This is a genomic window from Bradyrhizobium elkanii WSM2783 (assembly GCF_000472865.1).
Lineage (GTDB): Bacteria > Pseudomonadota > Alphaproteobacteria > Rhizobiales > Xanthobacteraceae > Bradyrhizobium > Bradyrhizobium elkanii_A.
Map to the genome: position 1 here is coordinate 32,931 of NZ_AXAP01000006.1, position 25,141 is coordinate 58,071.

A 25,141-nucleotide genomic window follows, 5' to 3' on the forward strand; every position below is an offset into this window, starting at 1 on the left:
GGAATGCCTTGATCTGGGAATTGAAGCGCTGGCCGGAAAGATCCGGCCACGCGGCCGTTCAGGTTATTCCGCTTCCGCGGTAAGCGCCTTGGCCTGGGCGACCCAAGCGTCGGCACGGCTCGGCAGACCGACCTGTTCGCCGATCTTGTGGGCGGTGTCGTGATCGAGCTCGGCGAGCTGCCAGTAGTGGAAGACGCCGAGGTCATTGAGCTTCTTCTCGATCGTGCCCGACACACCGGTGAGCTTCTTGAGGTTGTCGGCAGTGCCACGCGGCCCCGGCAGACCCTGGAAGCCGGTCGTCGCCGACGGCGCCGGGAGTTCTTCCTGTTGCGGCTGGACGGAGGCGCCGATATCGATGCCGGCATCGCCCTGCGCGCGCGAGATGCCGTCGATCGCGGCCCGCGCGACCAGGTCGCAATAGAGCGAAATCGCCCGGCCGGCGTCGTCATTGCCCGGCACCACATAGGTGATGCCCTTCGGGTCCGAATTGGTGTCGACGATCGCGGCGACAGGGATGTTGAGCCGCTGCGCTTCCTGGATCGCGATGTCTTCCTTGTTGGTGTCGATCACAAAGATCATGTCGGGCAGGCCGCCCATGTCCTTGATGCCGCCGAGCGAACGGTCAAGCTTGTCGCGCTCGCGCTGCAGCGTCAGCCGTTCCTTCTTGGTGTAGGAATTGGCTTCGCCGGACGAGAGCACCTCGTCCAGATGGCGCAGCCGCTTGATCGAGGCCGAGATCGTCTTCCAGTTGGTCAGCGTGCCGCCGAGCCAGCGCGAATTGACGAAATACTGCGCCGAGCGCTTGGCCGCATCCGCGACCCCGTCCTGCGCCTGCCGCTTGGTGCCGACGAACAGGATACGGCCGCCCTTGGCGACGGTATCGCTGACCGCCTGCAACGCACGGTGCAGCATCGGCACGGTCTGGGCGAGATCGATGATATGGATGTTGTTGCGGGCGCCGAAAATGTACTCCGCCATTTTCGGGTTCCAGCGGTGGGCCTGGTGGCCAAAGTGCACGCCAGCTTCCAAAAGCTGACGCATAGTGAAATCGGGTACCGACATCGTTTTGATTCTCCGGTTGGTTCCTCCGGAAACGTGTGAGCAAGCGAGCCTTGTCGGCCCGGCTGCCACCGGACGGCCTTCTAGAGCCATGTTTCCGTGTGAGATGGCGCGCTGTATAGCGCGATTTCCGCCAGAAGCAAGGAAATATGGGCGGATTTGGGGGGGCTTGGCGGCCTTAGGCGATTGGCGACGATTGGCACGCCCATTTCCTCGACATCTCGGCGGCGACACCATTTCCCAATGGCAGCAATCACTTATCTCGGTTCAACAACCGAATCTGTGAAGAATGCAATCCGCCGCGCCGTCGGTGGCGTCGGATCCGCAATCCGGCGCTCACAGCGTTTCGACCATCTCGACGCCGGTCACCGCCTTGATTGCGCCGGCGATCTGCGGGGATACCTGGAAGCGGCCTTCGAGCTTGAATTCGACCTCGGTCTCCAGATCGAGCCGCAGCACCAGCGCGACGTCGCCACCGGTGCCGTTGCCCGGCTGAAGCCGCTTGGCGATCGAGTCCAGCGGCTTGGTGTCGCGCAGGAAGATGCGCAGGCCCTTTTGCGTCTTGGCGGCTGCGGCATCGAGCGGCTCGGCATGCAGCACGCGGGCGCGGACGTCCTCGCCCTGCAGCTCGGCGCCGAGCTGCAGCAGCACGGCTGCGCCCGGCTCCAGCACGTCGCGGTATTGCGCCAATCCTTCGGAAAACAGCACCGCCTCGAAATGGCCCGTGGGATCGGACAGGCCCATGATGCCCATCTTGTTGCCGGTCTTGGTGCGCCGCTCCATGCGCGACACCACCGTTGCCGCGACCTTGCCGGCGGTCGCACCGGTTTTGACCGCGCGCGAGAACTCGGCCCAGGATTGCACGCGCAATCGCTTCAAGGCCGTGGCGTAGTCGTCGAGCGGGTGACCCGACAGGAAGAAGCCGATGGCGTCATATTCGCGTCGCAGCCGATCCGCCGGCAGCCACGGCTCGACCTGCGGCAGCACGATGCTCGGCGCGTCCGAAAGCCCGCCAAACATATCGTTCTGGCCCGATGTCGCGGCCTCATGGCTCCGCTGGCAGGCGGCGAGGATCGCATCGGCGCCGGCGAAGACGCGGGCCCGGTTCGGGTCGAGCGAATCGAAGGCGCCGGCGGCGGCGAGGCTTTCGATGATGCGCTTATTGATTGCGCGCGGGCTCACGCGCGCCGCGAAATCGGCCAGCGATGTGAAGGCCCCCTTGCGCCGCTCCTCCACGATCTGCTCGACCGCCTGCAGACCGACGCCTTTCAGCGCGGCCAATGCGTAGTAGATCGTCTTGTCGCCGACATCGAACGTTGCGCCGGAACGATTGACGTCGGGCGGCTCGACCTTGATCCCCAGCCGCTGTGCCTCGGCACGGAATTCGGAGAGCTTGTCCGTATTGTTGAGTTCGAGCGTCATCGACGCTGCCAGGAACTCCACGGGATAATGCGCCTTCATATAGGCGGTCTGATAGGAGACCAGCGCATAGGCCGCGGCGTGGCTCTTGTTGAAGCCGTAGTCGGCGAACTTGGCGAGCAACTCGAAGATCGTCTCCGCCTGCCCTTTCGGCACGCCATTCTTGACTGCGCCGGCGACGAAGATCTCGCGCTGCTTCTCCATCTCGGCGCGAATCTTCTTGCCCATGGCGCGGCGCAACAGGTCGGCTTGGCCGAGCGTGTAGCCTGCCATCTGCTGCGCGATCTGCATCACCTGCTCCTGGTAGATGATGACGCCGAACGTCTCTTTCAGGATCGGCTCCAGGATCGGATGCAGATATTCCGGCTCTTCGTCGCCGTGCTTGCGCGCGCAATAGGTCGGGATGTTGGCCATCGGGCCGGGGCGATACAGCGCCACCAGCGCGATGATGTCCTCGAAACGGTCCGGCCGCATGTCGATCAGCGCGCGCCGCATGCCCTGGCTTTCAACCTGGAACACGCCGACCACATCGCCCCGCGCCAGCATCTGATAGCTTTTGGCATCGTCGATCGGCAGCGTAGCCAGATCGACATGCACATCGCGCTGCTTGAGCAGCCTCACGGCGACATCAAGCACCGTCAGCGTCTTCAGGCCAAGGAAGTCGAACTTCACAAGCCCCGCCGGCTCGACCCATTTCATGTTGAACTGGGTCACCGGCATGTCGGATTTGGGATCGCGGTAGAGCGGCACGAGCTCGCTCAAGGGGCGGTCGCCGATCACGATGCCGGCGGCGTGGGTCGACGCGTGCCGCGTCAGACCTTCCAGGCGCTGCGCGATATCGAAGGCGCGCGCGACCACCGGATCCTCGTCGCGGAAAGCCTGCAGCTTGGGTTCGCCCTCGATCGCCTGCGCCAGCGTCACGGGCGCGGCGGGATTTTGCGGCACCAGCTTGGTTAGCTTGTCGACCTGGCCATAGGGCATCTGCAGCACACGGCCGACGTCGCGCAGCACGCCGCGCGCCTGCAGCGTACCGAAGGTGATGATCTGCGCCACCTGGTCGCGGCCGTAGCGCTCCTGCACATAGGAGATCACCTCGCCGCGACGATCCTGGCAGAAGTCGATGTCGAAGTCCGGCATCGACACGCGTTCGGGATTGAGGAAGCGCTCGAACAGCAGCCCGAATCGGATCGGATCGAGATCGGTGATCGTCAGCGCCCAGGCAACCAGCGAGCCTGCGCCGGAGCCACGGCCCGGCCCGACCGGGATGTCGTGGGCCTTGGCCCATTTGATGAAGTCGGAGACGATCAGGAAGTAGCCCGCATAGTTCATGCGGTTGATGACGTCGATCTCGAAGGCGAGACGCTTCTGATAGTCCTCTTCCGTGATGCCCGGCGACAAGCCGTGGATCCGCAGACGCCTCGCGAGCCCCTCCTCGGCCTGGCGCATCAGCTCCGCCGCCTCCTCGCTTGCCGCATCGGAGGCCGATCCGGCGCCGACTGTGAAGCGCGGCAAGATCGGCTTGCGTGTCCTTGGCCGGAACGAGCAGCGCTCGGCGATCTCGACCGTCGACGCCAGGGCTTCAGGAATATCCGCAAACAGCACCGCCATCTCGGCGCGTGTCTTGAAGCGGTGGTCGGGCGTGAGCTGCTCGCGATCGGTCTCTGCGATCAGCCGGCCGCCGGCAATGCACAGCAGCGCATCGTGGGCCTCGTAGTCGTCGGTGCTCGCGAAATAGGGCTCGTTGGTCGCAACCAGCGGCAGCCCCTTCGTATAGGCAAGATCGATCAGGCCGGCCTCGGTGCGGCGCTCTTTGTCGATGCCGTGGCGCTGCAGCTCGATATAGAGGCGGTCGCCGAATAGGCTTGCCAGCCGGTCGCAACGCGTGGCGGCAAGGCTCGCTTGATCGGCCGCGAACGCAAGCGTGATCGGCCCGTCCGGACCGCCGGTCAGCGCGATCAGGTCCTCGGCATCGTCCGTCAGCCAGTCGAACTTGATATGCGGCAACTGGTGGACGGGCGTCTCCAGGAACGCCCGCGAGTTCAGCCGCATCAGGCTGCGATAGCCGCGTTCGCGCGCGGCGAGCAGCACGATTCGGGCCGGAGCGCCGGCCAGCACACTGCGCGAATTCGGATCGACGTCGCCGAAATCGATCGCGAGTTCACAGCCGACAATAGGCTGGATGCCATAGCCGGCCATCTTGTCGGAGAATTCCAGCGCCCCGAACATGTTGTCGGTGTCGGTCAGCGCCAGCGCCGGCTGGCGGTCCGCCTTGGCGAGCTCGCCGAGCTTGGCGATCTTGATCGAACCCTTCAGCAGCGAATAGGCCGAATGAACGTGAAGATGGACGAATCCGGCACTGGGCATGGGTGATTCGAACGGCCTTGGTTTGGTGGAGGAACGCAACCGCCGGGCCTGGGCACATGGCCGCCGATCCCGACTCGCCATTCAATGGTGAAGCGTCCGATCCCCGGAGTCCACGCCGAACGCGCCATCGTGATGCGGCGTCCCGCTTTTCCCCAAGGGATGGCAACCGATGGCGGCCGACGAAATCGATGCGCCCTCCTCCCACTCAGAACTGCGGAATCAACTGCGCCCAGACCGCGATCATTCCAATGAACAGCGTGATCGATGCCAGCGCCGCCGCCTCTTCGACGAAAATCTTCAACATCGGCCGTCTCCTTGATGAGAACATACGAGGAACATTGTTCCTTATTTGTTCATGGAGTCAAGGCCGAGCCGTCGGGCTGCCGCGGAGAATCGAACGCGAATGAAGCGGGTGGTTAATGCGCGGCCGCAACCAGCAAGGTCATCCGAACACTTTTTCCGGTTGGACCGTCAGCCTGTGAGCGACGTAGGGCTCCTCGCTGTAGCGCTCGAGGATTTCATTGCAGACGAGGCAACGGAATTCCCCCGGCTGACCGGGAAGCGAATCGACCTCGATGCGGCGGTAACCGGCTTCGCATCTCGGACATTGCACGTCGGATTTCAGCCTGGCGCTGGGGATGCGCCGCGATCGCGTCATTTTCGCGCCGCGCGCCGAGAATGATCAGGAGCCGATCGCAGGCAAGCCAAGAAAAAAGCCCCGGGCAGATCGCCCGGGGCTGATTGTGCCGCGTTGGTTTCGCGAGGATCAGTACTTGCCGATGAGCGGAGCGCCGCCGAAGCCGAACTTGTAGTTCACGCGGACGGTGACGAGGTCGGCGTCCTGCTTGATGTCGTCGATACGCGTGACGCCGAGAATCGGGCTGACGAAGGTGTGGCTCTCGGTGTCGAGGAACAGATGGTTGTATTCGACGCCGGCCGACCAGCCGGGAGCGAAGGCGAATTCGAGGCCAGCGCCAACGGTGCCACCCCAACGGGTCTTTTCGACGCTATCAATGGTCAAGCCAAGGACCTGGCCCTGGTACTTGCTGTTGGTGACCGCAGCACCGCCCTTCGCGTAGAGCAGCACGTTGTTCCAGGCGTAACCGACCTGACCGGTGATCAAACCGAAGGCGTCGATCTTCGTGCGGTTGGAGAGAGCAGGAGCAAGGAGGCTGGCGTTCGAGCCGCTGAAGTCGGCCCAGTTGCCCTGGCCTTCGACACCGAACACCCAGTTGCCCGCCTGCCAGCGATAGCCGAGCTGGCCACCGACCGTACCGCCGGTCGCATCATGGGAACCTTCACCGACGCCGAAACCAAACTCCGACCTGTTGGTCCAGGTGTTGTGGCTCGAACCCCAGCCGCCGTTGACGCCGATGTAGAAGCCGCTCCAGTCATAGATGGCGGCAACCACCGGCGGAGCCTTCGTATAAGGACGCGCAGCGAGATCCGCAGCGACCGCGGGCGCAGCGGCGCCAAGGGCGACCAAGCTCGCCGTTACAAGCAAAACCTTTTTCATTTTATTTCCCGTTCCAGATGTGACGACCCCACGGCCTTCACGCGCCTCAATAAACAGGGTTCCTCAAAATTGCTGTAACTTGGCTGCAACAGATACGGCGAAACGATTCTGACGAAAACGTGAGTTAATGTTGTATTACTTATACTTAGCCTCCGAAGATCGTACCGTTCCCCTGCCTCAAAAAATTCACAATTCGGCCTTCGCCACACTCCTTGTGTTGCATATTTGTTTGACGTCGTCTCGGTTGTACGGCTTGGATCGGGTGACGAGCGAACGAGCGACGAGCTGCGATCAAGGAGAAGAGATGCGCAACGTAATCCTGGTTTTGTCCGCGGCCGCCGCGATCGGCGCCCTTGGAACCGCGCCGGCCGCAGCGGTCGGCACGCGCTATCCATTCTGTATCCAGGGGAACGAACAGCCCGGGCTCAGCAACTGCACCTTCACCAGCTATGAGCAGTGCCAGGCAACGGCGTCCGGGCGCTTCCTGTGGTGCATACCCAATCCCTTCTATGCCGGCGGCGGCAACGGTCCGCGGGCTTCGCGCCGGCCTCTGCCGCCGCCCCCGCCCGCAATCCCCTTCTTCGAGCCTTTCAACGATTGAGTCGGGGTGCACGTCCGCTCCGCGAAGACCAAATGATCGGCGCGGGAACGTGACTTGACGGTCCCGCCCGCGAATACTCTGTTCCGAGCGGGGTTAGCGATGGGAGGACGGAATAGTCGTCCTGACGCGGGAGGAACCGATGCGCATTCCGATGTTGGCGATCCTGACGCTTGGCGCGGTCGCGGCGGCGTCATCCGCCCGCGCGCAGACTTATGACCCGAATTATCCGGTCTGCCTGCATGTCTACGGCCCCGTCACCTATTACGACTGCAGCTACACCTCGCTGCCCCAATGCGCGATGTCCGCGTCGGGCCGGGCGGCTCAGTGCGTGATCAATCCTTACGCGGCCAACGCCTACCCTTATCCTTACGCGGCCAACGCGTATGTCGACTCGTCACCGCGGCGTCACAAACGATATCGCCGGGTCTACTGAGAGACCTTTGTTTAAGCATGATCTCCGCGCAAACGCTTCGCGTTTGTCGCGAGGAGAAACGTGCTCTAATCAAGCTCGACCACCTGCCCGTTCGCCAGCGACACGCGGCGGTCCATCCGGGCGGCAAGGTCCATGTTGTGGGTCGCGATCAGCATCGCAACCCGCGTCGCCTTCACCAGTTGCATCAGCGCGTTGAAGACGTGGTCAGCAGTCTGCGGATCAAGGTTGCCGGTCGGCTCGTCGGCCAGCAGCGCCCGTGGCGCGTTCGCAACTGCGCGCGCAATCGCGACCCGCTGCTGCTCACCGCCGGAAAGCTCGGCCGGCCGATGCTTGATACGGTCTCCGAGACCAAGATAGGACAATATCTCGGTCGAGCGTTTCACGGTCTCGGAGCGTTTGAGGCCGCGGATCATCTGCGGCAGCATCACGTTCTCCAGCGCGGAGAATTCCGGCAACAGCCGGTGCGACTGGTAGACGAAGCCGATATCGGTGCGGCGAATCTGGGTGCGGTCGATATCCGACATTTGCGACGTCGGCGTGCCTCCGACGTAGACTTCGCCGTCGTCGGGGGTCTCGAGCAGACCCGCGATGTGCAGGAGCGTCGATTTGCCCGAGCCGGACGGCGCCACCAGCGCCACGGACTGTCCCGGCCACAGCGCGAGCTTGGCGCCGTCGAGAATCGTCAGCGTCGCCTCACCCTGCCGGTACTGGCGCTTGATGTCGTGGAGATAGATGACCGGCACATCTTGCGCCCCCTCCGCCATCTCAGCCCTCATTCGTAGCGCAGTGCTTCGACGGGATCGAGCCGCGCGGCCCGCCACGACGGATAAAGCGTCGCCAAAAACGACAGCGTCAGCGCCATGATGACGACGGCCGTGGTTTCGCCGAAATCGATCTCGGCCGGCAGCTTCGACAGGAAGTAGAGCGTCGGGTCGAACAATTCGGTGCTGGTGAGCCAGGACAGGAATTGCCGGATCGATTCGATGTTCACGCAGATCAGCATACCCACGAGGAAGCCGACGATGGTGCCCACGACACCGATCGAGGCGCCCGTGATCAGGAAGATGCGCATGATCGATCCTTGCGAGGCGCCCATCGTGCGCAGGATCGCAATGTCCTGTCCCTTGTCCTTTACCAGCATGATCAGGCCGGAGACGATGTTGAGCGCCGCGACCAGCACGATCATGGTCAGGATCAGGAACATCACGTTGCGCTCGACCTGCAGCGCGTTGAAGAAGGTCGAGTTGCGCTGCCGCCAGTCGACCAGGAACACTGGCCGTCCCGCGGCTTCCGTCACGGTCTTGCGAAACGTGTCGATGCGATCGGGATTGGTGGTGAATATCTCGATCGCGGTGACGTCGTTGTTGCGGTTGAAATAGGCCTGCGATTCTGCAAGCGGCATGAACACGAAACCCGAGTCATATTCGGACATGCCGATCTCGAACACCGCCGCGATCTTGTAAGGCTTTATGCGCGGTGTCGTCCCCATCGGCGTCACCGCACCGCGCGGGGCCACCAGCGTGATGCTGTCGCCGGCATGCAGCGATAGTTGATCGGCCAGGCGGCGGCCGATCGCGACCCCCTGCGCTTCGTCGAAATTCTCGAGGCTGCCCTGTTTGATGTTCTTCGCGATCGAGAACAGGTTGTTCAGATCTTCCGCCCGCATGCCGCGCACGAGCACGCCGGAGGCATTGAAGGCGGAGGACGCCAGCGCCTGTCCGTCCACCACCGGCGCCGCAAGCCGGACGCCCTGCACCTGGCTGATGCGCTCGGCGACATCCTTCCAGTCGGTGAGTGGCGATTCCAGCGGCTGGACCAGGAGATGGCCATTGAGGCCGAGGATCTTGTCGAGCAATTCCTTGCGGAAACCGTTCATCACGGCCATCACCACGATCAGCGTGGCGACGCCGAGCATGATGCCGAGAAAGGAAAAGCCGGCAATGACGGAAATGAAACCCTCCCTGCGACGCGCCCGCAGGTAACGTCCGGACAGCAGCCATTCGAAGGGCGCAAAAGGCGGGGTACGGACTTTTTCGGTCATGGCCTCATCCATGTGTCGATAATCCCATGATTCGGGGCCAAATGTGGCCAGACTGGCCAACCGCACGCGGATGCGGTGGATAAACGCTATCCCGCGATCTTCACAAGCGCGTCGTCGAGCGTGAGGTTTTCGCGCGTGCCGTCGCTGCGCCGCTTGATCTCGACCTTGCCTTCGGCCAGGCCTTTCGGGCCGACCAGGACCTGCCAGGGGATGCCGATCAGGTCGGCGGCGGCGAATTTCGCGCCGGCGCGCTGGTCGGTATCGTCATAGAGCACGTCGACGCCCTTGGCCTTCAAATCCGCGTAGAGCTTTTCGCAGGCAGCATCAACGGCGGCATCGCCCTGCTTCAGGTTCAGGATCGCCGCCTTGAACGGCGCAACCGCCTCCGGCCATTTGATGCCGGCATCATCGTGGCAAGCCTCGATGATGGCCCCGACCAGCCGCGAGACCCCGACGCCATAGGAGCCGCCGTGGATCGGCACTTCCGCGCCGTCGGGCCCCGCAACCAGCGCCTTCATGGTGTCGGAATATTTGGTGCCGAAATAGAAGATCTGGCCGACCTCGATGCCGCGGGTGTTGACCCGCTTCTCCGCCGGCACCTCACTCTCGAAGCGCGCAGCATCATGGACGTCCTCGGTCGCAGCATAGACCGAGGTCCATTGCTTGATGATGTCAGTGAGATCGCCGTCGTAGTCGACGTCATCGGGCGGAATCGGCAAATCGAGCACGTCGCGATTGCAGAACACGCCGGACTCGCCGGTCTCCGCCAGCACGATGAATTCGTGGCTCAAGTCGCCGCCGATCGGCCCGGTCTCGGCGCGCATCGGGATCGCCTTCAGCCCCATCCGCGCAAACGTGCGCAGGTAAGCCACGAACATCTTGTTGTAGGCGCGCCGCGCGCCGGCCTCGTCGAGATCGAAGGAATATGCGTCCTTCATCAGGAATTCGCGGCCGCGCATCACGCCGAAGCGCGGGCGCTGCTCGTCGCGGAACTTCCACTGGATGTGGTAGAGATTGAGCGGCAGGCTCTTGTACGATTTTACATACGCACGGAAGATTTCCGTGATCATTTCCTCGTTGGTCGGCCCGTAAAGCAGCTCGCGCTTGTGGCGGTCGGCAATCCGCAGCATTTCGGGGCCGTAGGCGTCGTAGCGGCCGCTCTCGCGCCAGAGGTCGGCGAGTTGCAGGGTCGGCATCAACAGTTCCAGCGCGCCGGCGCGGTCCTGCTCCTCGCGCACGATCTGCTCGATCTTCTGCAGGACCTTGAAGCCGAGCGGCAGCCAGGCATAGATGCCCGCGGCCTCCTGCCGGATCATGCCGGCGCGCAGCATCAGGCGATGCGAGACGATCTCCGCCTCTTTCGGGTTTTCTTTCAGGATCGGCAGGAAAAACCGCGACAATCGCATGGGCGCACTCAGGAATCAGTTGAGGAGGCAAGAGAAACGCAGTGAAACCGGATCGGGTGCGAAAACACAAGGCCGGGAATTGCGAAAAAGCCGCCAAATAAGCCGATTTGCGGGCGTTGCGCCGATTTGTAATGAGATCGCCGGGGCTGGGTAAAGCGAACCTTACCAGCCGTTCACACTAAATCTGGCCCACCCAACGGCTCCATTGCCTCACTTGCTGCCGGAATGATCGTGCGACTTCTTCATTTCCATGTGGCCGCCCTGTTCGCCGCCCGGCGCCTGTGCTCCGACAGCCTGCACATCGAGCGACAGCGTCACCTTGCCCGCCTTCTCGAATTCGAGCGTGACCGGCACCTTGTCGCCCTGCTTCAGCGGCTGCTTCAGGTCGAACATCATCAGATGATAGCCGCCGGGCGCGAGCTTCACGGTCTTGCCGGGCTCGATCGCGAGGCCCTTGTCCTGCGGCCGCATCTTCATCACGCCGTTCTCCGTCACCATCTCGTGCACCTCGAGCTTGCCGGCGATGTCGCCGGAGGCCCCCACCAGCCGGTCCGGTGACGAGCCCTTGTTCTCGATCGTGAGATAGCCGCCAGCGACCTTCGCGCCGCTCGGCGTCGCGCGGCTCCAGGCCTGGCTGATGACGAGATCGCCGGCCTTGATGTCTTCGGCCTGCGCCGGGACGCCGAACAAGACGGCCAGCAGAGGAGCGAGCGTAATGATGGAAGAGAGTTTCTTCATGTTGTTCTATCCCGTATTCCAGATTGACTTGTTATCTTGATCCCGTCGTCGCGGCCTGTCCTTGTGCCCATTTGTCGAGCTCCGGCATCTCGGCCGCTCCCTCGATGGTGGTGACTGCGCCGCCGCGCGCGATCAGCATCGTGCGCGGAATATCGCCCTGCCAGGCCGGATCGATTTCAAATCGCAGCCGATCGGCAAAGCCATCGCTGAACATCCAGTTCTCGGCCGCGGAGAGCCCGGCTTTCTGCAGCATCGATTGCGTCGCCTCCGGGAGGTTGGGCACCAGGTCCGCACTGATCGTGACCACATCGATTCCAGGATGGTCCTTCATGAACTTGCCGAGCTGGGGCAACTCGACCTTGCACGGACCACAGGTCACGCCCCAGAAATGAACCAGGGTCGGACGACCGGCGTGTGAACGCAGAATTTGCTGCCAGCTTCCGCGTTCGAATGACTTGAGCTCGGCGTCATCAGCGGTTGCTGCGGCGGAAAGCGTCCCCAACAGAAATGCTGCGGCAAGCAGTTCGCGTTTCATGGCTGTCTCTCGATTGGTTGGAAACGATATCCATCGGCCTTCGTCATCCAGGAGAGATAGACTCGCCGGCTGTCCGAGACGAGCAGCGGATGGTCGGAATTGTCGGTCGTGCTGGCGATCGCCCTGGATGTCGACCAGGTCGCTCCATCATCTTGTGACGTCATCAGCTTCACCTCGGTCTTCTCGCCGTCGAACTCCTTCCAGACCATCACAAGCCCTTCCGGTCCGGCGATGACCTGCGGCCGCGACGGGCTTCGGCTGGGCTCGCCGACCGGCAGCGGATTCGAGAAGGTTTTTCCGCCGTCGGTCGAGCGCGCATAGAACAGCCCCTTGCGCGCCTTGCCGTTCGTGTACCAGGCGACATGATAGGTTCCATTCGGCGAGATTGACAGGCTCGGTCCGTGGTGCGGACAGGCTGCGATCTGCCAGTCATCCCGGCTGACGCGGTGAACCTCCCCCGGCGAGGCCGAACCTGAGAAGGTGACGACGGCATGATCGCGGACACCGCCTTCAAAGATGTTCCTGAATACGATCACCGGGCGGCCGTGGCCATCCAGGGCCAGGCCAAGGCGACAACATTCGCAGGTGTTGTCGGCGACGAGTTGCGCGTCCAAGTAAGTCGAACCACCATCCTTCGATGTCGCGAAGAACAGGCCCGCGCCATCATGTGGCTTGCCGTTCTGTCGCGCCGGCACGCGGTTGCGCTTGTCGAGCCATGCCGCGAACGCGGTGCCGTCAGGCTCCAAGGCAATGGCCTCGAAGCGCTGGCTCTCGTTATCAGCGGTGATCGGGCGCAACGGAGCAAAGCTCTTGCCGCCATCGGTCGATTGCGTCGCGAGCACCTGACCGTTGAAGGCCTTGTCCCTGAAGATCGAGAACGCCAGCACAATCCGTCCCTTGCCATCGATGGCGATCTTCGGACGGGCGTCCGGTCCCCAATCCAGATTTAAGCTCTCGCGCGTGACCTGTACCGGCGAGGAAAAGGTCTTTCCGTCGTCCTTCGAACTTGCAACGGAGATCTGGCCGCCGGCCATCCACACCAGCCAAAGCGTGCCGTCGGCAGCGAACGCGGGCGTGACCTTGCTCGCGCAGCGCAGGAGCGTTTCCTCGCACGCGGCTTCCGATGCGTGCTGATGGTTCATCTGCGCGAATGCACCGCCGTGCCAAAGCGTGAAGACGGCCGCCATGGCAGCAGCGCCAAGGATAGCTCTGAGATCCCTCATGACAACGCACCTCATTTGAACGCCAGTTTCATGCCGGCCACAAACGTTCTTGGCGCTCCGGCATAGATCGAGCCGGTGGTGTTGGCCAGCACGCTCGCGGGGTTTTGAATGCCCGCCGCCGTTACCGTGTCACCAATGTTGTTGGCGGAAGCCACGTATGTGCGGTCGAAGACGTTCCGCACCTCGAGGTAGAAGTTGACCGCCTTGAAGTAGTCCGAGACCAGGTCGGTGCCATAGTGGACATTGAGGTTGACCAGCTCATAGCCGGGCGCCTTCAGGAGGTTGGTGTTGTCCATGTAGAAGGAGTCCTTCCACTGCACTTCCACGAACGCGCCGAGCCCTCGCAGCGGCCCAGACAACTGGTCGTAGGAAAGCCGTGCGGTCAACTCGTTCGGCGAGATGCCGGGGATCTTGTTGCCCGCGCGGTTGAAGCCGAACACCGCACCATTGGTGATGTTCTCGATGTACTCCGTGTAGATCTCATCGAGATAGGTGTAGGCTGCCGTCAGCCGCCAGCCCGAATAGAAACGCCAGTCGACGGCAAGCTCCACGCCGCGATGCTCGGATCGCGGTGCATTGAACGTATAGCTCGCATTGGGTGCTCCGACTGGCGTTGCCTGCGTCACCAGTTCGTCCTTGAAGAACTCGTAGAAACCGGTGGCGCTCAGCCTGAGCGCGCTGTTCGGCGTCCAGTCGAAGCCCAGATCATAGCCGAGATTTTTCTGGGCCTGCAGCCCTGTATTGTTGCCGTTCTGGCCGTTCGGCAGCACGAAGAGATTGCTGACCTGCGGCGTCCCGTAGCCGGTCGCCACCCTGCCGCGGAATTGCCACTCGCTGTTCAGCCTATAGAGAAGCGCAAGCTCCGGCGCGGTGTTCTGGAATTGCCGATCGGCGGTCGTCACCATCGTCGTCGTGATCGGTATCGGCCCCGTATAAGTGTACGCCGTGTTCCTTCCCTTGAGGTTGGTCGTTTCCCAGCCAATGCCCGCAATCGCGGTGAGCTGCGGGTTGAGCTTGAGTTCCTGTCGCGCGCGAACGCCGTAGTTGGATGTATCGCTGTAGAGATTGCTGGATAGCGCGCCGAGCGTGGCGTTGCCGCCCGGCGCGACATTGCGCGTGTCGCTGGAGGCGACGAGCGTGTTGTACCAACCCCCGAAATAGGTGGTCGATTCCATGCCAAGGATCTCGCCGCGCCGCGTGACGTCGCTCATATAATTGTAGGACGGGAAGTCGCCGATCGCGCTGGTCGCCCCGGTGGGCTGGTTGATGTTGCGGTCGTCGAATACGAACTGGTTGCGCCAGGTGGTCTGGTTGTCGAAATCGTGCTCCCAGCGGCCGCCAACGATGGTGCGGCGATCGTTGCGAGCGAGGCCTGCCTGCAGCGCAGTCTCCCTGTCGACTCCCGCCGCTGCGTTGAAGCCATTGTTGAACAGCGGCACCGTTGCGCAGCCAAGCGCGGCCGTGGCTCCGGTGACGCAGCCGCGCTGGAACGGGTTTTGGTCATATTGATTCAGCGACAGCCGGATCGGCAGCCGCGCGCTCAAGTCGTTGTTGATGAACTTGACGGTGAAGCGGTCATCGGGCGTGGCCTGCAGCGTGCCGAGGAAATTCACCGTCTGGGTGTTGAACCAGCTATTGGTGATGTAACCGTCGCCGCGCGCATCGCTCGCAAACAGCGAGCCCTCGAAATTGCCGACCTTCTTGCCCGCAGCCAGATAGTTGTTCAGGTAACCGAAGCTGCCGCCGTCGACGCCGTATTCGACACCGTCGATCGTACCGCCCGGCCGCGTCCGGAAATTCAGCGCGCCGCCGGTTGCGTAGTTGCCGTAGAGCGCCGAGGACGGTCCACGGATCACGTCGATCGCGCCATAGGCGTGCGGATCGATCAGGTCGCTGCGCGACAGTCCGTCCGGCTGAGTGACCGGAAAGCCGTCCTCGAAGATGACGAGGTTGCGAATCCCGAAGCCGTTGCGGGCATTCGATCCGCGGATCGAAATGCCGACGTCGCGCGGCCCGTTGCCCTGCTTGATCGAGATGCCGGGGCTCTCTCGCAGCACGTCTCCGACCGAAAACGCCGGCCGATTGTCGAACTGACTGCGGTCGACGGTGGTTTGAGTTTGGCCACTGGGAGCCTGGTTCAGCCCGTCGCGCAGAACCGTGGGCGTGACGTCGCGCTGCACCACGACGGTCGGGATGGCGGTGGTCCTTGGCGGCGTCACCCGCGGCCGGGCGGCGAGCGTGCGTCCCGCCGGCTTCGGTTTCGCCGGCTTGGCGCGGGCTTCTCGGGGAGCCTCCACGTTGACCGGCGGCAAGGCGGTTTGCGCCGTAGCCGGTGATGGATCGGTGGCGAGCATGGCACCGAGCACCATTGTGCCGGCACCGCTCAGGTAAGCGAGGCGTAACATTGAGAAATTCCTGACACCGGCTCTGCGGCCGGCTTGATGGACGACGTCAACCGGCGCAGCGAAGGCCTAACCGGCAGCGAACGGCAGTCAGGAAATCGATGGTGGGGCGCGCGCCTGCGCGTGGGAGCGTGCCCGGACATCCGCCAGACGGGAGACGAAATCGAGCCATGCCACCTGTTCGGGCGACCGCTCGATAACGCCGACGGTCATCTCGGGTGGATCGACCGGAGTGCCGGTCTGCAGCACATTACAGATCGAGCAGCAGCCGTCGCGGACGTGCGGTCCGCCAGGGTCGGTTTCGCCGGAACCGGCGCTGTTGTCATGGCAGATGATGGCGGCGGCCAGCGGATCGGAGGCGGCGATTCCGGCCGCCCAACAGGCCGCGATCGGCGCAAAGATCTGCACCATCAGCGCAATCAGGAAAACGGGCAGAAAATTCTTCAGCCGCCGGCGCATCGCAAAACCCATCCGATGGCGGAACTAATCACTGCGTCCGGCCGGAGTCGAGAGCGGAAACGCCGCCTTTTTGTCCCGGCACAAGGAATAATCGGGTTCGGATCGGCACCCCCATACCCCTACTTTCGTACCCCGCGGCGGGTCTTAAACGCGGATTTACAACCGATAGTGGCGAAATCCCAATCATTTCGCAAACTGCTCGAATTTTGAACAATCGTTGCTGAAATTGATGACAAAACAAAAAAGATGGTCTACCAATTCAGGCTCAGGCCAGCCACAGGGCGGACGGTCTGGTGGTCCAAGTCTCGGGAGGAGCCCGGCGCGCAGAAGCAGCGTCACCCCATCAATCAAGATCAAATCCGAATTTTTGGGGAAATAGGGTCGACACAATTCCTCGAGCAGGGCTAGGAGCCCTGCTCTTTTTTCTTTGGGCCATCGCGATCGCTGATCATGTCATCGGCAAATCCGATCGAGCGCAGCTTCGAACTTGCGGCGGCGCGCTGCGATGATCTGACACCGCTGATCTATCGTCGCTTGTTCGAAGCGCATCCCGAAACCGTCGCAATGTTTCGCACCGAAGGCAGTGAGCTCGTCAAAGGCTCGATGCTGGCGCTGACGATCGAAGCGATTCTCGATTTCGCCGGCGAGCGGCGCGGCAACTTCCGGATGATCGAATGCGAGGTCGCCTCGCACGATGCTTACGGCACGCCCCGAGATTTATTCGTCGCGTTCTTCGCCGTGATCGCGGGCACGCTCCAGGAAATTCTTGGTGTGGAGTGGACAGCCGAGATCGATGCTGCGTGGCAAAAACTGCTGCGCGAAATCGAAAGCATGGTGATTCCTGACGTCGCCTAGCGCAGCCGCGGAAGCGGAACCGTTGGCATGAACGCTCCGATTGTGACAGACTTTCCCCGATCCGCGGCGCGTGCAACAGACGCCGACGGCGCCAAGAACAGACATCAGGGAGCGTGCGATGCCAGGGAAGGACACATCTTCAAGGACCAGGCGCGATCTTCTTCAGACGGCGGCAGCCGGCGGCGCAGCGGCTGCGCTGCTCGGCGGAATTGGCGTGAGCCCCGCGCTCGCGGCGGAAGTGGGACGTTCCGAGAAACCGCTGAAGGCTGCATTCTCCAACGCCGGCCTGCAGGCCACCTGGTGCGCGCAAGGCAAACAGGCGGCCGAATATTGGGGCAAGCTCTTCAACGTCGAGGTCACATGGTTCGACGGCCAGCTCGATGCGGTCAAGCAGCGCGCCGCGATCGACAATATGGCGTCGCAAAAATGGGACTTCGTCGCCATCCAGGCGTTCGGCATCGGCACGCTGACCCAGCCGGTGCAGAAGATGATTGACGCCGGCATTCCCGTCATCGACATGGATACGCTGATCGCTCCGCTCGATCAGATCAACGTCCATTCCTTCCTCGCCCCGGACAATGAATTCATGGGGTCCTCGGTGACGCAGGCGCTCGTCAACGCCATCGGCGGCAAGGGCAAGATCATCATGACGCAAGGCGCGCTCGGCCATACCGGCGCGCAGGGCCGCGCCAAGGGCTTCAACGCAGTCGTGAAGCAGTATCCGAACATCGAGGTGCTCGACACCCAGCCGGCCGATTGGGATGTCTCCAAGACCGCGCGTCTGTGGGAGACCTATCTCACCAAATACCCGCAGATCGACGCCGCCTTCTTCCACAATGACGACATGGCGCTCGCCGCCTACAACATCATGAAGGCGCGCAACCGCACCAACATCCTGATCGGCGGGGTCGACGCCATGCCGCCGGCGATCCAGGCGGTGAGCGAAGGCCGCATGTTCGCGACCGTCCGTAATCCATCCTGCCGCATCCACGGCGGCGCCATCATCGCGGGCGTCGCCGCGGTGACCGCGGGCGAGAAGAGCGGACAGGGCATTCCAAAGAGCGTGGTGACCGACGGCCCGGTGGTAACCAAAGCCAATGCCGCCGGCATGCAATGGATGGAGGATCATTTTCTGATCTGAGCCGCCCGCATGCCACAGGGACGCTCACCGATCCTCGAATTGAAGGAGATCACGAAGGCTTTCGGCGGTGTCGAAGCGCTTCGTGGGGTCGACTTCGCGCTTTACGCCGGCGAGATCCACGGTCTCGTCGGCGAAAACGGCGCTGGAAAAAGTACGCTGATGAAGATCATCGCCGGCGTGCATCCCGAATTCTCCGGCCACTTCGCACTCGACGGACGCGAAACTCGTTTCCGCTCCGCGCGCGACGCGCATTCGGCTGGTGTCGCCATGGTGCATCAGGAGTTGAGCGTCGCGCCCGATCTTTCCGTCGCCGAAAATGTCTTTCTCGGGACACAGCCGACCAACCGTTTCGGCCTGGTTCAATGGCGGAGAATGGCGCGCGAGGCGGGCGAGCAGCTTGCGCGCTTCGGAATCGACGTCGATCCGATGACGCGGCTCGGCGATCTGCCGATCGGCCTGCAGCAACTGATCGAGATCGCCCGCGTGCTCTTTTCCGGCGCCCGTATCATCATTCTGGACGAGCCGACCTCCGCGCTCTCCCCGCCCGAGGTCGAGCGGTTGTTCGCGACCTTGCGACGGCTGCGCGACGAGGGCACCGGCATCGTCTTCATCTCCCATTTCATCGAGGACATCCTGCGCATTTCCGACACCGTGACGGTGTTCCGCAATGGGCGGAAGGTCCACGAAACCGAAGCCGCCGCGACCAGCAAGGCCGCACTGATCGAAGCGATGATCGGCAAGGGCCGCGAGGCGCTGGAAGAGACCTATGCGCATGACATCACGCTGCCGCCGCGCGGTGACCGCCCTGTGGTCTTGAAAGCCGACGCACTGTCGCTCGCACGCAGCGTCCAGGACGTCTCGTTCGAGGTACGCGCCGGCGAAGTGCTCGGCATCTACGGCTTCATGGGATGCGGTCAGTTGGAACTGGCGCGGGTCCTGTTTGGCAAGATCAAGCCAGATAGCGGCACGGTGGTCATCGACGACAACCGCACAGCCTTCCGCAGCACGGCCGCGGCCCGGCGCGCCGGAATCGCCTTTGTCCCCGAGAGCCGACGCGCGATGCTGTTTCACCAGGAGCCGGTCTACAAGAACATCTCGATCAGCGTGCTCGACCGTATATCTGCACTTCTGCTCAAGCCGTCGCGCGAGCGCTCGATTGCCGCCCGGCAGGTCGAGCAATTGCAGATCCGCCCGGCGGCGGTTGAGCTCGACCTCGGGATGCTTTCGGGCGGCAATCAGCAGAAGGTGGCGCTGGCAAAGTGGCTGAGCTATCCGCCGCGGGTGCTGGTGCTGTGTGAGCCGACCCGCGGCATGGATGTCGGCGCCAAGAACGATGTCATCAACATCGTCCGCGAGCTCAGCGCCAAAGGGCTCGCCATCATCGTGCTCTCGACCGAACCGGAGACGGTGTTGTCGCTTGCCGATCGCATCATCGTCATGAAACGCGGCGCGGTGGTGCGCGAATTTGCGGGTGAGGTGGTCAGCAAGGACCGCCTGCTCGAGGCGGCCTGACGGAGAACAGCATGGCAAGCAGCGAAGGGGTGACTGCAACGGTGCATCGCGGCGGACAGCGCAGCGCGGCTGCGATCCTGCGCTCGCAGATGCGCAACATCGCGCCGTTCCTGACACTGATCTGCCTGAGCGGGTTCTTCGCAATCGCGAGCCCCTCCTTCGCGACCCTCGACAATCTCGGCAACATCCTGACGCAAGTCTCCGTCACCGGCATCATCGCCGTCGGCCTGACCTTCGTGATTCTGTGCGCCGAGATCGACCTCTCGATCGCCGCTATAGCCAACGTCACCGGCATTGCCGTTGCCTATTTCACGCTGCAGGAATCCTATGTGAACATCGCCAATGTACCGTTGCCGGGCTGGGCGGCGATCATGCTGTCATTGGCGCTCTGCGCACTGCTCGGCCTCGTCAACGCACTGGGGCTGACCGTGATCGGCATCCCCTCCTTCATCATGACGCTGGCGATGATGCAGATCGCGGCCGGCATCTCGGCGCTGCTGGTGCGCGGCCAGATCGCCTACAAGGTGCCCGACCTGGTCACGACGCTTGGTTCCGGCTCGATCGGCGGCATTCCATGGATCGTGATCGTCGCGGCGGTGATGCTGCTCGCCGGCCACCTGGTGCTCACCTACACGCGCTTCGGCCGCTACGTCTACATGGTCGGCGGCAATCGCGAAGCGGCGGAATATTCCGGGCTCAACGTCAAGCTGATCCTCGGCAGCGTGATGGTGATCTCAGCAGTCTGCTCCGGCATCGCCGGCATGCTCGGCGTCGCGCATTTCGGCAGCGCGCAGCAGAACGAATTCGACACCTACCTGCTCGATTCGATCGCCGCTGTGGTGGTCGGCGGCACCAGCCTGTTCGGCGGCCGCGGCGGCATCGGCAACACCATTGTCGGACTGTTCGTGCTAGGCGTGCTCAACAACGGCCTCGACCACGTCAATATCGACAGCTTCCTGAAGATCCTGATCCGCGGCCTGATCCTGCTCGCCGCACTCGTCATCAATGTCTATGCGCAGCGGCTGCGAGCACGGGCTGCGGAATAGTGTGCGGATCAGCTCGAACCCGTATCCTTGAACGGAGACAGATAAGGCGGCAGCGGCGACCGGTCCGCCTTCGAGAAAATCTCGAAACGCTCGAGCCAGCGTGTTGCTGCGGAGCGCAGATGCTCGCGCAACAATCTGGCGGCCTTGCTGACATTGTCGCGACGGAGCCGCTCGACGATCGCGAGATGCTCCTCCAGGGCATCGTGCATGGTCCCCTGCGGAACGCTCAGGCTGGAGTCGAGCAGATAAAGGCTCGGCACAAACAGGATATGCGTTCTCTGCAGCGCCTTGACGATCTCGCGGTTGGGACAATGGTCCAGCAGATTGATGTGGAGGTCAGTTTCGAGTTGCCCGACTGGTCCGATTTCGACCGGACCGTTTGATATCGCACGCCGCAGGTCCGCATGCATGCGTCCGAGTTCCGCCGCTGGCGCCAGCGGCGCGGCGCGCATCAGCGCCTCCGGCTCGAGGATCGCACGCATCTCGAACAGTTCGCGGATCTTGTCCGACGACACATGCGGCGCAATCCAATGGCCGAGCCCGTCCTTGCCGACCATCCCCACGCTGTGCATGCGGGCAAGGACATCGCGGGCGACGGTGCGGCTGACATTGAAGAAGTCAGCTAACGCCGCCTCGGTAATCCTGAGCGATCCGAACAGCACGCGAATCCAGAGTTCCTGCTCGACCTTCTTGTAAACCCGTTCCCATTGCGGCAACGGAGCGATCCGCGATTCGCCAAGCGAGGCGATCTGCCCGACATGCTCCGCCTTCGGACGGCCGGCGACCTGGTAACCCCGCCCCTCCAATGGATGGACGATCTTCGCCTCGCACAGCGCCCGCAACGCATGTCTGGCGGGTGAACGGCTGATGCCGAAGGCTTTGGCGACCTGCACTTCCAGCAATTTCTCACCGGGCCGAATCCGCCCCTGCTCGATCATGTCCTTGAGCAACAGAAATGCATCCCGTTGCATCGACGTCTTCTCGAATGCTTCGGCAGCAGCGGCGGCTTGCGGTGACGCTTTCATGTTCCCAACGTCTGGTTGCAGACTTCGCCGGAACTTAACCGGCGAACAGCGCTTCGCGAAGATATACCTTCATCGCAGGAAGGTGCCTATCCGCCGGTTCAGCTCGGAGGCGGCGGCTGGATCGGTTGCACTGGCAACCTGGTGGCCGGCATCCGACATTACCTCCACCAATTCGCAATCGGCGATGTGCTGCGCCGCCCAGCGGCCGGCTTCCGTCGGATTGTAGAGGTCCAGCGGCGGGATCGCGATCAGCGTCCGCGCCCGGATCGATCGCAGCGCGGCGATCGTATCTCCCCGAAAGCCTGGCGTATCACCGACATCATGGCCGTCATACGCGAAGGACTGATAGATCCAATCGAGCGGATCGAACCCCTGCTCCAGCCAGAGCCGAGTACGATCCGACAACCAGCGCCTGATCTCATCAGGACCGCTGAACTGCCTGTCAATATGCTGCGGCGTCCGCGCGCCGAGAAGCTGCATGACCGCGCTCCAGCTTTCCCAGCGGTTCGGAAGCTGGTCCGCACATGTATTCGGGTCCGCCGCATGGCTTTGCAGGGCAAGCCGCGCGGCATGGTTGACGGCGCCCGACCAGGCGGTCGTCTTCGCCATCGGCGTCATGGCCACGACCTGCCGCACAATATCGGGATAGGAAACCGCCCATTGCAGCGCCTGCATCCCGCCCATCGAGGCGCCGATCACGAGATCGACGGTTTCGATGCCGAGATGCTGCATCAGCAGCTTCTGGCTGTTCACCATGTCGCGGATGGTGAAGCGAGGGAAGTTCAGCCGCGGCTGCCGACGCGACAGTGACGGTGAGCTGCTCAGGCCGTTGCCGATTGCATCGATCGCGAAGATCCTGGCCCGGCCGGGATCGAGCGCCCGGCCCTCCCCGATCAGGAAATCAAGCCGGTGGTGGCTGCTTCCGATGGCGCAGAGGGCGACGATGACCGGAAGCGAACGATCATCGATGTCGCCATGGACGGCATAGGACAGCTCGAAGTCCTCGATCGCTTCACCGCTCTCCAATACAAGGCGCGGCAGGCTTAGCCGTCCGTGCGGTGCATCGATCCAGCCGGGCTGCACGGGAGGGTGCATCTATGCCGGCACCTTCACGCCCTTATAGAGGATCTTCACCGAACGTTCGTGCTGCTTGCGATGAAACTCGACCGCCACCGGATCCATGTCGCGGCTTGGAATCGGTTCGTGCTCGAAGGTCCGGTAAGTATCGACGCCACGCACCAGCGAGGCGCTGTCTTCCCCTTCGAGCTGCCGCACCGACGTCGGCATGTAGCGGATCGCAAAGCCGATGCGGCGACGCTTCGACGGATTGGGCGCCGAGCCGTGGATCAGGCGCACATGGTGCAACGACATTTCGCCCGGCTCGAGTTCGAGCATGACCGCCATTTTCGGATCGACCTCTACCGCAACCTCCTGTCCGCGCGTGAGCATGTTGTTCTTGGAGAACGTATCGCGATGCGGGATCTGATCCTGCAGATGCGTGCCGGGCACGACTTCCAGGGCGCCGTTCGCCTTGTTGCTCTCCGACAGCGCAACCCATGCGGTGACGACATCCGGGCTCGACAGGCCCCAATAGGTGGAGTCCTGGTGCCATGACACGAATGATGGATCTTCCGCTTCCTTGATGAAGAAACTGCTCGCCCAGCACAGGATATTCTCGCCGTAGAGATCCTCGATCGCATCGACGATCCGCTCTTCGCGGATCAAGTCGTTCAGCCAGGTGAACAATAGATGGCTCCGTCCGCGCAGCGACCCGCTGAGCGGACCGCCGATGGTTCGCTCGAACGCCTCAAGCTTCGCGCGGATCGAAGCCGCTTGCTCGGTCGATATCGCGCGGATGGGAGCGACATATCCATCTTTCCAAAAGCCTTCGATTTGCGCAGGCGACAACACCTTCGGCATTTCCTTCTCCCCTTGTTCTTCCCTACCCTCTTATGATGTACATTGCATTCAATGTACATTGATGGCAGGATATCGCGTCAAGTTCGGACCGGTCAACCCTCCAGCATGACGGTCCGGCCGGACCGATCCAATGAGGCCGCGCGAAGAAAGCGGCCCGCGCAAGCTAGGGAGAGTTGGAATGTCATTGAGCCATACCGTCCGGCGGGTGTTTTTCGCGGCCGTCGCTGTGCTTGCCGCAACCAGCACGGCCTCGGCGCAGAAGAAATACGACGTCGGCGCCACCGATACCGAGATCAAGATTGGCAACATCATGCCCTATAGCGGGCCGCTGTCCGCCTATGGCGTCATCGGCGAGACCGAGGCGGCCTACTTCAGGATGATCAACGAACAGGGCGGCATCAACGGCCGCAAGATCAACTTCATCTCATATGACGACGCCTACTCACCGCCGAAGACGGTCGAGCAGGCCCGCAAGCTGGTCGAAAGCGACGAAGTGCTCCTGATCTTCCATGCATTGGGAACGCCGACCAACAGCGCCATCCACAAATACATGAACACGAAAAAAGTGCCGCATCTCTTCGTCTCCAGCGGCGCCACCAAGTGGAACGACCCGAAGCACTTCCCCTGGACCACGGGCTGGCAGCCGAACTACCAGAGCGAAGCCCGCAGCTTCGCGAAATACGTACTGAACGAAAAGCCCGACGCCAGGATCGGCGTATTCTTCCAGAATGACGATTCCGGCGTCGACTTCATGAAAGGCTTCCGGGACGGGCTGGGCGACAAGGCTCGCTCGATGATTGTCGCCGAGGAGAGCTATGAGACCTCGGAGCCGACGATCGACTCGCACATCGTGAAGATGAAGTCAGCCAATGTCGACGTCATCGTCAACTTCGCGACTCCCAAGTTTGCAGCGCAAGCCATCAAGAAGATCGCGGAAATCGGCTGGAAGCCCATGCACGTCATGACCAGCGTCTCGATTTCGGTCGCGAGCGTGATGAAACCGGCCGGCCTGGAGAACGGCCAGGGCATCGTATCCGCCACCTATCTGAAGGATGCGACCGACGCCCAGTGGAAGGACGATCCCGGCATCCGCCGTTTCGACCAGTTTCTGACGAAGTATTATCCGAGGGGAAATCGGGCCGACGTGCTGGTGCTGACGGGATATTCAGCCGCCCAATCGCTGGTCCATGTCCTGAAAGCCTGCGGCGACAATCTGACGCGCGAGAACGTCATGAAGCAGGCCGCTTCGCTGAAGGACGTCGAGCTTGACGGGCTGCTGCCGGGCATCAAGATGAACACGAGCGCCAACGATTTCGGCCCGATCCAGGACCTGCAGCTCATTCGCTTCAAGGGCGAAAGCTGGGAGCGCTTCGGCGACGTCATATCCGGACGCCGCTCCGCGAGCGAGACGAACTAGCCTAGCGCTCGGGCGCCCCCTCTCCCTGT

The 25,141-nt window shown here is 62.6% G+C and carries 21 protein-coding genes; 7 read left to right on the forward strand and 14 right to left on the reverse strand.

All coding sequences use genetic code 11. The features are described from left to right. Positions 1 to 63: 63 nt before the first annotated feature. The 3 genes from YY7_RS0107810 to YY7_RS0107830 form a co-directional block, all read right to left on the reverse strand. Positions 64 to 1,062: a 30S ribosomal protein S2 gene (locus YY7_RS0107810; protein ID WP_028162761.1), complete on the reverse strand. Its 999-nt coding sequence runs from the start codon at positions 1,060 to 1,062 to the stop codon at positions 64 to 66. Positions 1,063 to 1,395: 333 nt separating this feature from the next. Further along, on the reverse strand, positions 1,396 to 4,842 hold the full coding sequence (dnaE, locus tag YY7_RS0107815; protein ID WP_028162762.1) for a DNA polymerase III subunit alpha: 3,447 nt from the start codon (positions 4,840 to 4,842) through the stop codon (positions 1,396 to 1,398). 766 nt (positions 4,843 to 5,608) lie between these two features. Continuing rightward, complete coding sequence (locus YY7_RS0107830) at positions 5,609 to 6,358, reverse strand: outer membrane protein (RefSeq protein ID WP_028162763.1); 750 nt, start codon at positions 6,356 to 6,358, stop codon at positions 5,609 to 5,611. A 304-nt stretch (positions 6,359 to 6,662) separates the two neighbouring features. On the opposite strand from YY7_RS0107830, the gene YY7_RS0107835 reads away from it, so the two are divergent. Then, on the forward strand, positions 6,663 to 6,959 hold the full coding sequence (locus tag YY7_RS0107835; protein ID WP_028162764.1) for a DUF3551 domain-containing protein: 297 nt from the start codon (positions 6,663 to 6,665) through the stop codon (positions 6,957 to 6,959). 139 nt (positions 6,960 to 7,098) lie between these two features. Then, a complete protein-coding gene (locus YY7_RS51010; protein WP_035689537.1) occupies positions 7,099 to 7,392 on the forward strand; it encodes a DUF3551 domain-containing protein in 294 nt (97 codons plus the stop codon). 65 nt (positions 7,393 to 7,457) lie between these two features. On the opposite strand, the gene YY7_RS0107845 is transcribed toward YY7_RS51010, so the two are convergent. The 8 genes from YY7_RS0107845 to YY7_RS0107880 form a co-directional block, all read right to left on the reverse strand. Further along, positions 7,458 to 8,156 carry an ABC transporter ATP-binding protein gene (locus YY7_RS0107845; RefSeq protein WP_028162765.1) on the reverse strand — a complete coding sequence of 233 codons (699 nt, stop codon included), beginning with the start codon at positions 8,154 to 8,156 and terminating at the stop codon, positions 7,458 to 7,460. A gap of 8 nt (positions 8,157 to 8,164) precedes the next feature. Continuing rightward, positions 8,165 to 9,445: a lipoprotein-releasing ABC transporter permease subunit gene (locus YY7_RS0107850; protein WP_028162766.1), complete on the reverse strand. Its 1,281-nt coding sequence runs from the start codon at positions 9,443 to 9,445 to the stop codon at positions 8,165 to 8,167. Positions 9,446 to 9,519: 74 nt separating this feature from the next. After that, a complete protein-coding gene (proS, locus tag YY7_RS0107855) occupies positions 9,520 to 10,839 on the reverse strand; it encodes a proline--tRNA ligase (protein WP_028162767.1) in 1,320 nt (439 codons plus the stop codon). Between the two features lie 210 nt (positions 10,840 to 11,049). Beyond that, the gene (locus YY7_RS0107860; protein WP_028162768.1) at positions 11,050 to 11,577 is read right to left on the reverse strand and encodes a copper chaperone PCu(A)C; all 528 of its coding nucleotides are present in this window, start codon (positions 11,575 to 11,577) and stop codon (positions 11,050 to 11,052) included. Positions 11,578 to 11,608: 31 nt separating this feature from the next. Continuing rightward, entirely contained in the window at positions 11,609 to 12,112 is a 504-nt protein-coding gene (locus YY7_RS0107865) for a TlpA family protein disulfide reductase (protein ID WP_028162769.1), read from the reverse strand. Then, positions 12,109 to 13,299 (reverse strand): sialidase family protein, encoded by a 1,191-nt coding sequence (locus tag YY7_RS0107870; protein ID WP_155255087.1) that lies wholly within the window; start codon positions 13,297 to 13,299, stop codon positions 12,109 to 12,111. Before YY7_RS0107870 ends, YY7_RS0107865 begins: the two co-directional genes overlap by 4 nt. A 47-nt stretch (positions 13,300 to 13,346) precedes the next feature. Further along, positions 13,347 to 15,740, reverse strand: coding sequence for a TonB-dependent receptor (locus YY7_RS0107875; protein ID WP_028162771.1), 2,394 nt, complete (start codon positions 15,738 to 15,740; stop codon positions 13,347 to 13,349). Between the two features lie 87 nt (positions 15,741 to 15,827). Beyond that, positions 15,828 to 16,208, reverse strand: a complete 381-nt coding sequence (locus tag YY7_RS0107880; protein ID WP_035689538.1) for a DUF2946 domain-containing protein — start codon at positions 16,206 to 16,208, stop codon at positions 15,828 to 15,830. A gap of 438 nt (positions 16,209 to 16,646) precedes the next feature. Here YY7_RS0107880 and YY7_RS0107890 point away from each other — a divergent pair, with 438 nt between their 5' ends. The 4 genes from YY7_RS0107890 (at position 16,647) to YY7_RS0107905 (ending at position 20,750) form a co-directional block, all read left to right on the forward strand. Then, positions 16,647 to 17,051 (forward strand): globin, encoded by a 405-nt coding sequence (locus tag YY7_RS0107890; RefSeq protein WP_035689539.1) that lies wholly within the window; start codon positions 16,647 to 16,649, stop codon positions 17,049 to 17,051. A gap of 118 nt (positions 17,052 to 17,169) precedes the next feature. Continuing rightward, a complete protein-coding gene (locus YY7_RS0107895) occupies positions 17,170 to 18,192 on the forward strand; it encodes a sugar ABC transporter substrate-binding protein (RefSeq protein WP_028162774.1) in 1,023 nt (340 codons plus the stop codon). 9 nt (positions 18,193 to 18,201) lie between these two features. Next, the gene (locus YY7_RS0107900; protein ID WP_028162775.1) at positions 18,202 to 19,704 is read left to right on the forward strand and encodes a sugar ABC transporter ATP-binding protein; all 1,503 of its coding nucleotides are present in this window, start codon (positions 18,202 to 18,204) and stop codon (positions 19,702 to 19,704) included. A gap of 11 nt (positions 19,705 to 19,715) precedes the next feature. Next, positions 19,716 to 20,750 carry an ABC transporter permease gene (locus YY7_RS0107905; RefSeq protein ID WP_028162776.1) on the forward strand — a complete coding sequence of 345 codons (1,035 nt, stop codon included), beginning with the start codon at positions 19,716 to 19,718 and terminating at the stop codon, positions 20,748 to 20,750. A gap of 8 nt (positions 20,751 to 20,758) precedes the next feature. Here the strand turns inward: YY7_RS0107905 and YY7_RS0107910 are convergent, their stop codons facing one another. The 3 genes from YY7_RS0107910 to YY7_RS0107920 form a co-directional block, all read right to left on the reverse strand. Beyond that, positions 20,759 to 21,721 carry a GntR family transcriptional regulator gene (locus tag YY7_RS0107910; protein WP_210164685.1) on the reverse strand — a complete coding sequence of 321 codons (963 nt, stop codon included), beginning with the start codon at positions 21,719 to 21,721 and terminating at the stop codon, positions 20,759 to 20,761. Positions 21,722 to 21,844: 123 nt separating this feature from the next. Continuing rightward, positions 21,845 to 22,870 (reverse strand): alpha/beta fold hydrolase, encoded by a 1,026-nt coding sequence (locus tag YY7_RS0107915; RefSeq protein WP_028162778.1) that lies wholly within the window; start codon positions 22,868 to 22,870, stop codon positions 21,845 to 21,847. After that, entirely contained in the window at positions 22,871 to 23,695 is an 825-nt protein-coding gene (locus YY7_RS0107920) for a phytanoyl-CoA dioxygenase family protein (protein ID WP_028162779.1), read from the reverse strand. A gap of 178 nt (positions 23,696 to 23,873) precedes the next feature. On the opposite strand from YY7_RS0107920, the gene YY7_RS0107925 reads away from it, so the two are divergent. Further along, positions 23,874 to 25,112 (forward strand): ABC transporter substrate-binding protein, encoded by a 1,239-nt coding sequence (locus YY7_RS0107925; protein ID WP_035689541.1) that lies wholly within the window; start codon positions 23,874 to 23,876, stop codon positions 25,110 to 25,112. Positions 25,113 to 25,141: the final 29 nt, after the last annotated feature.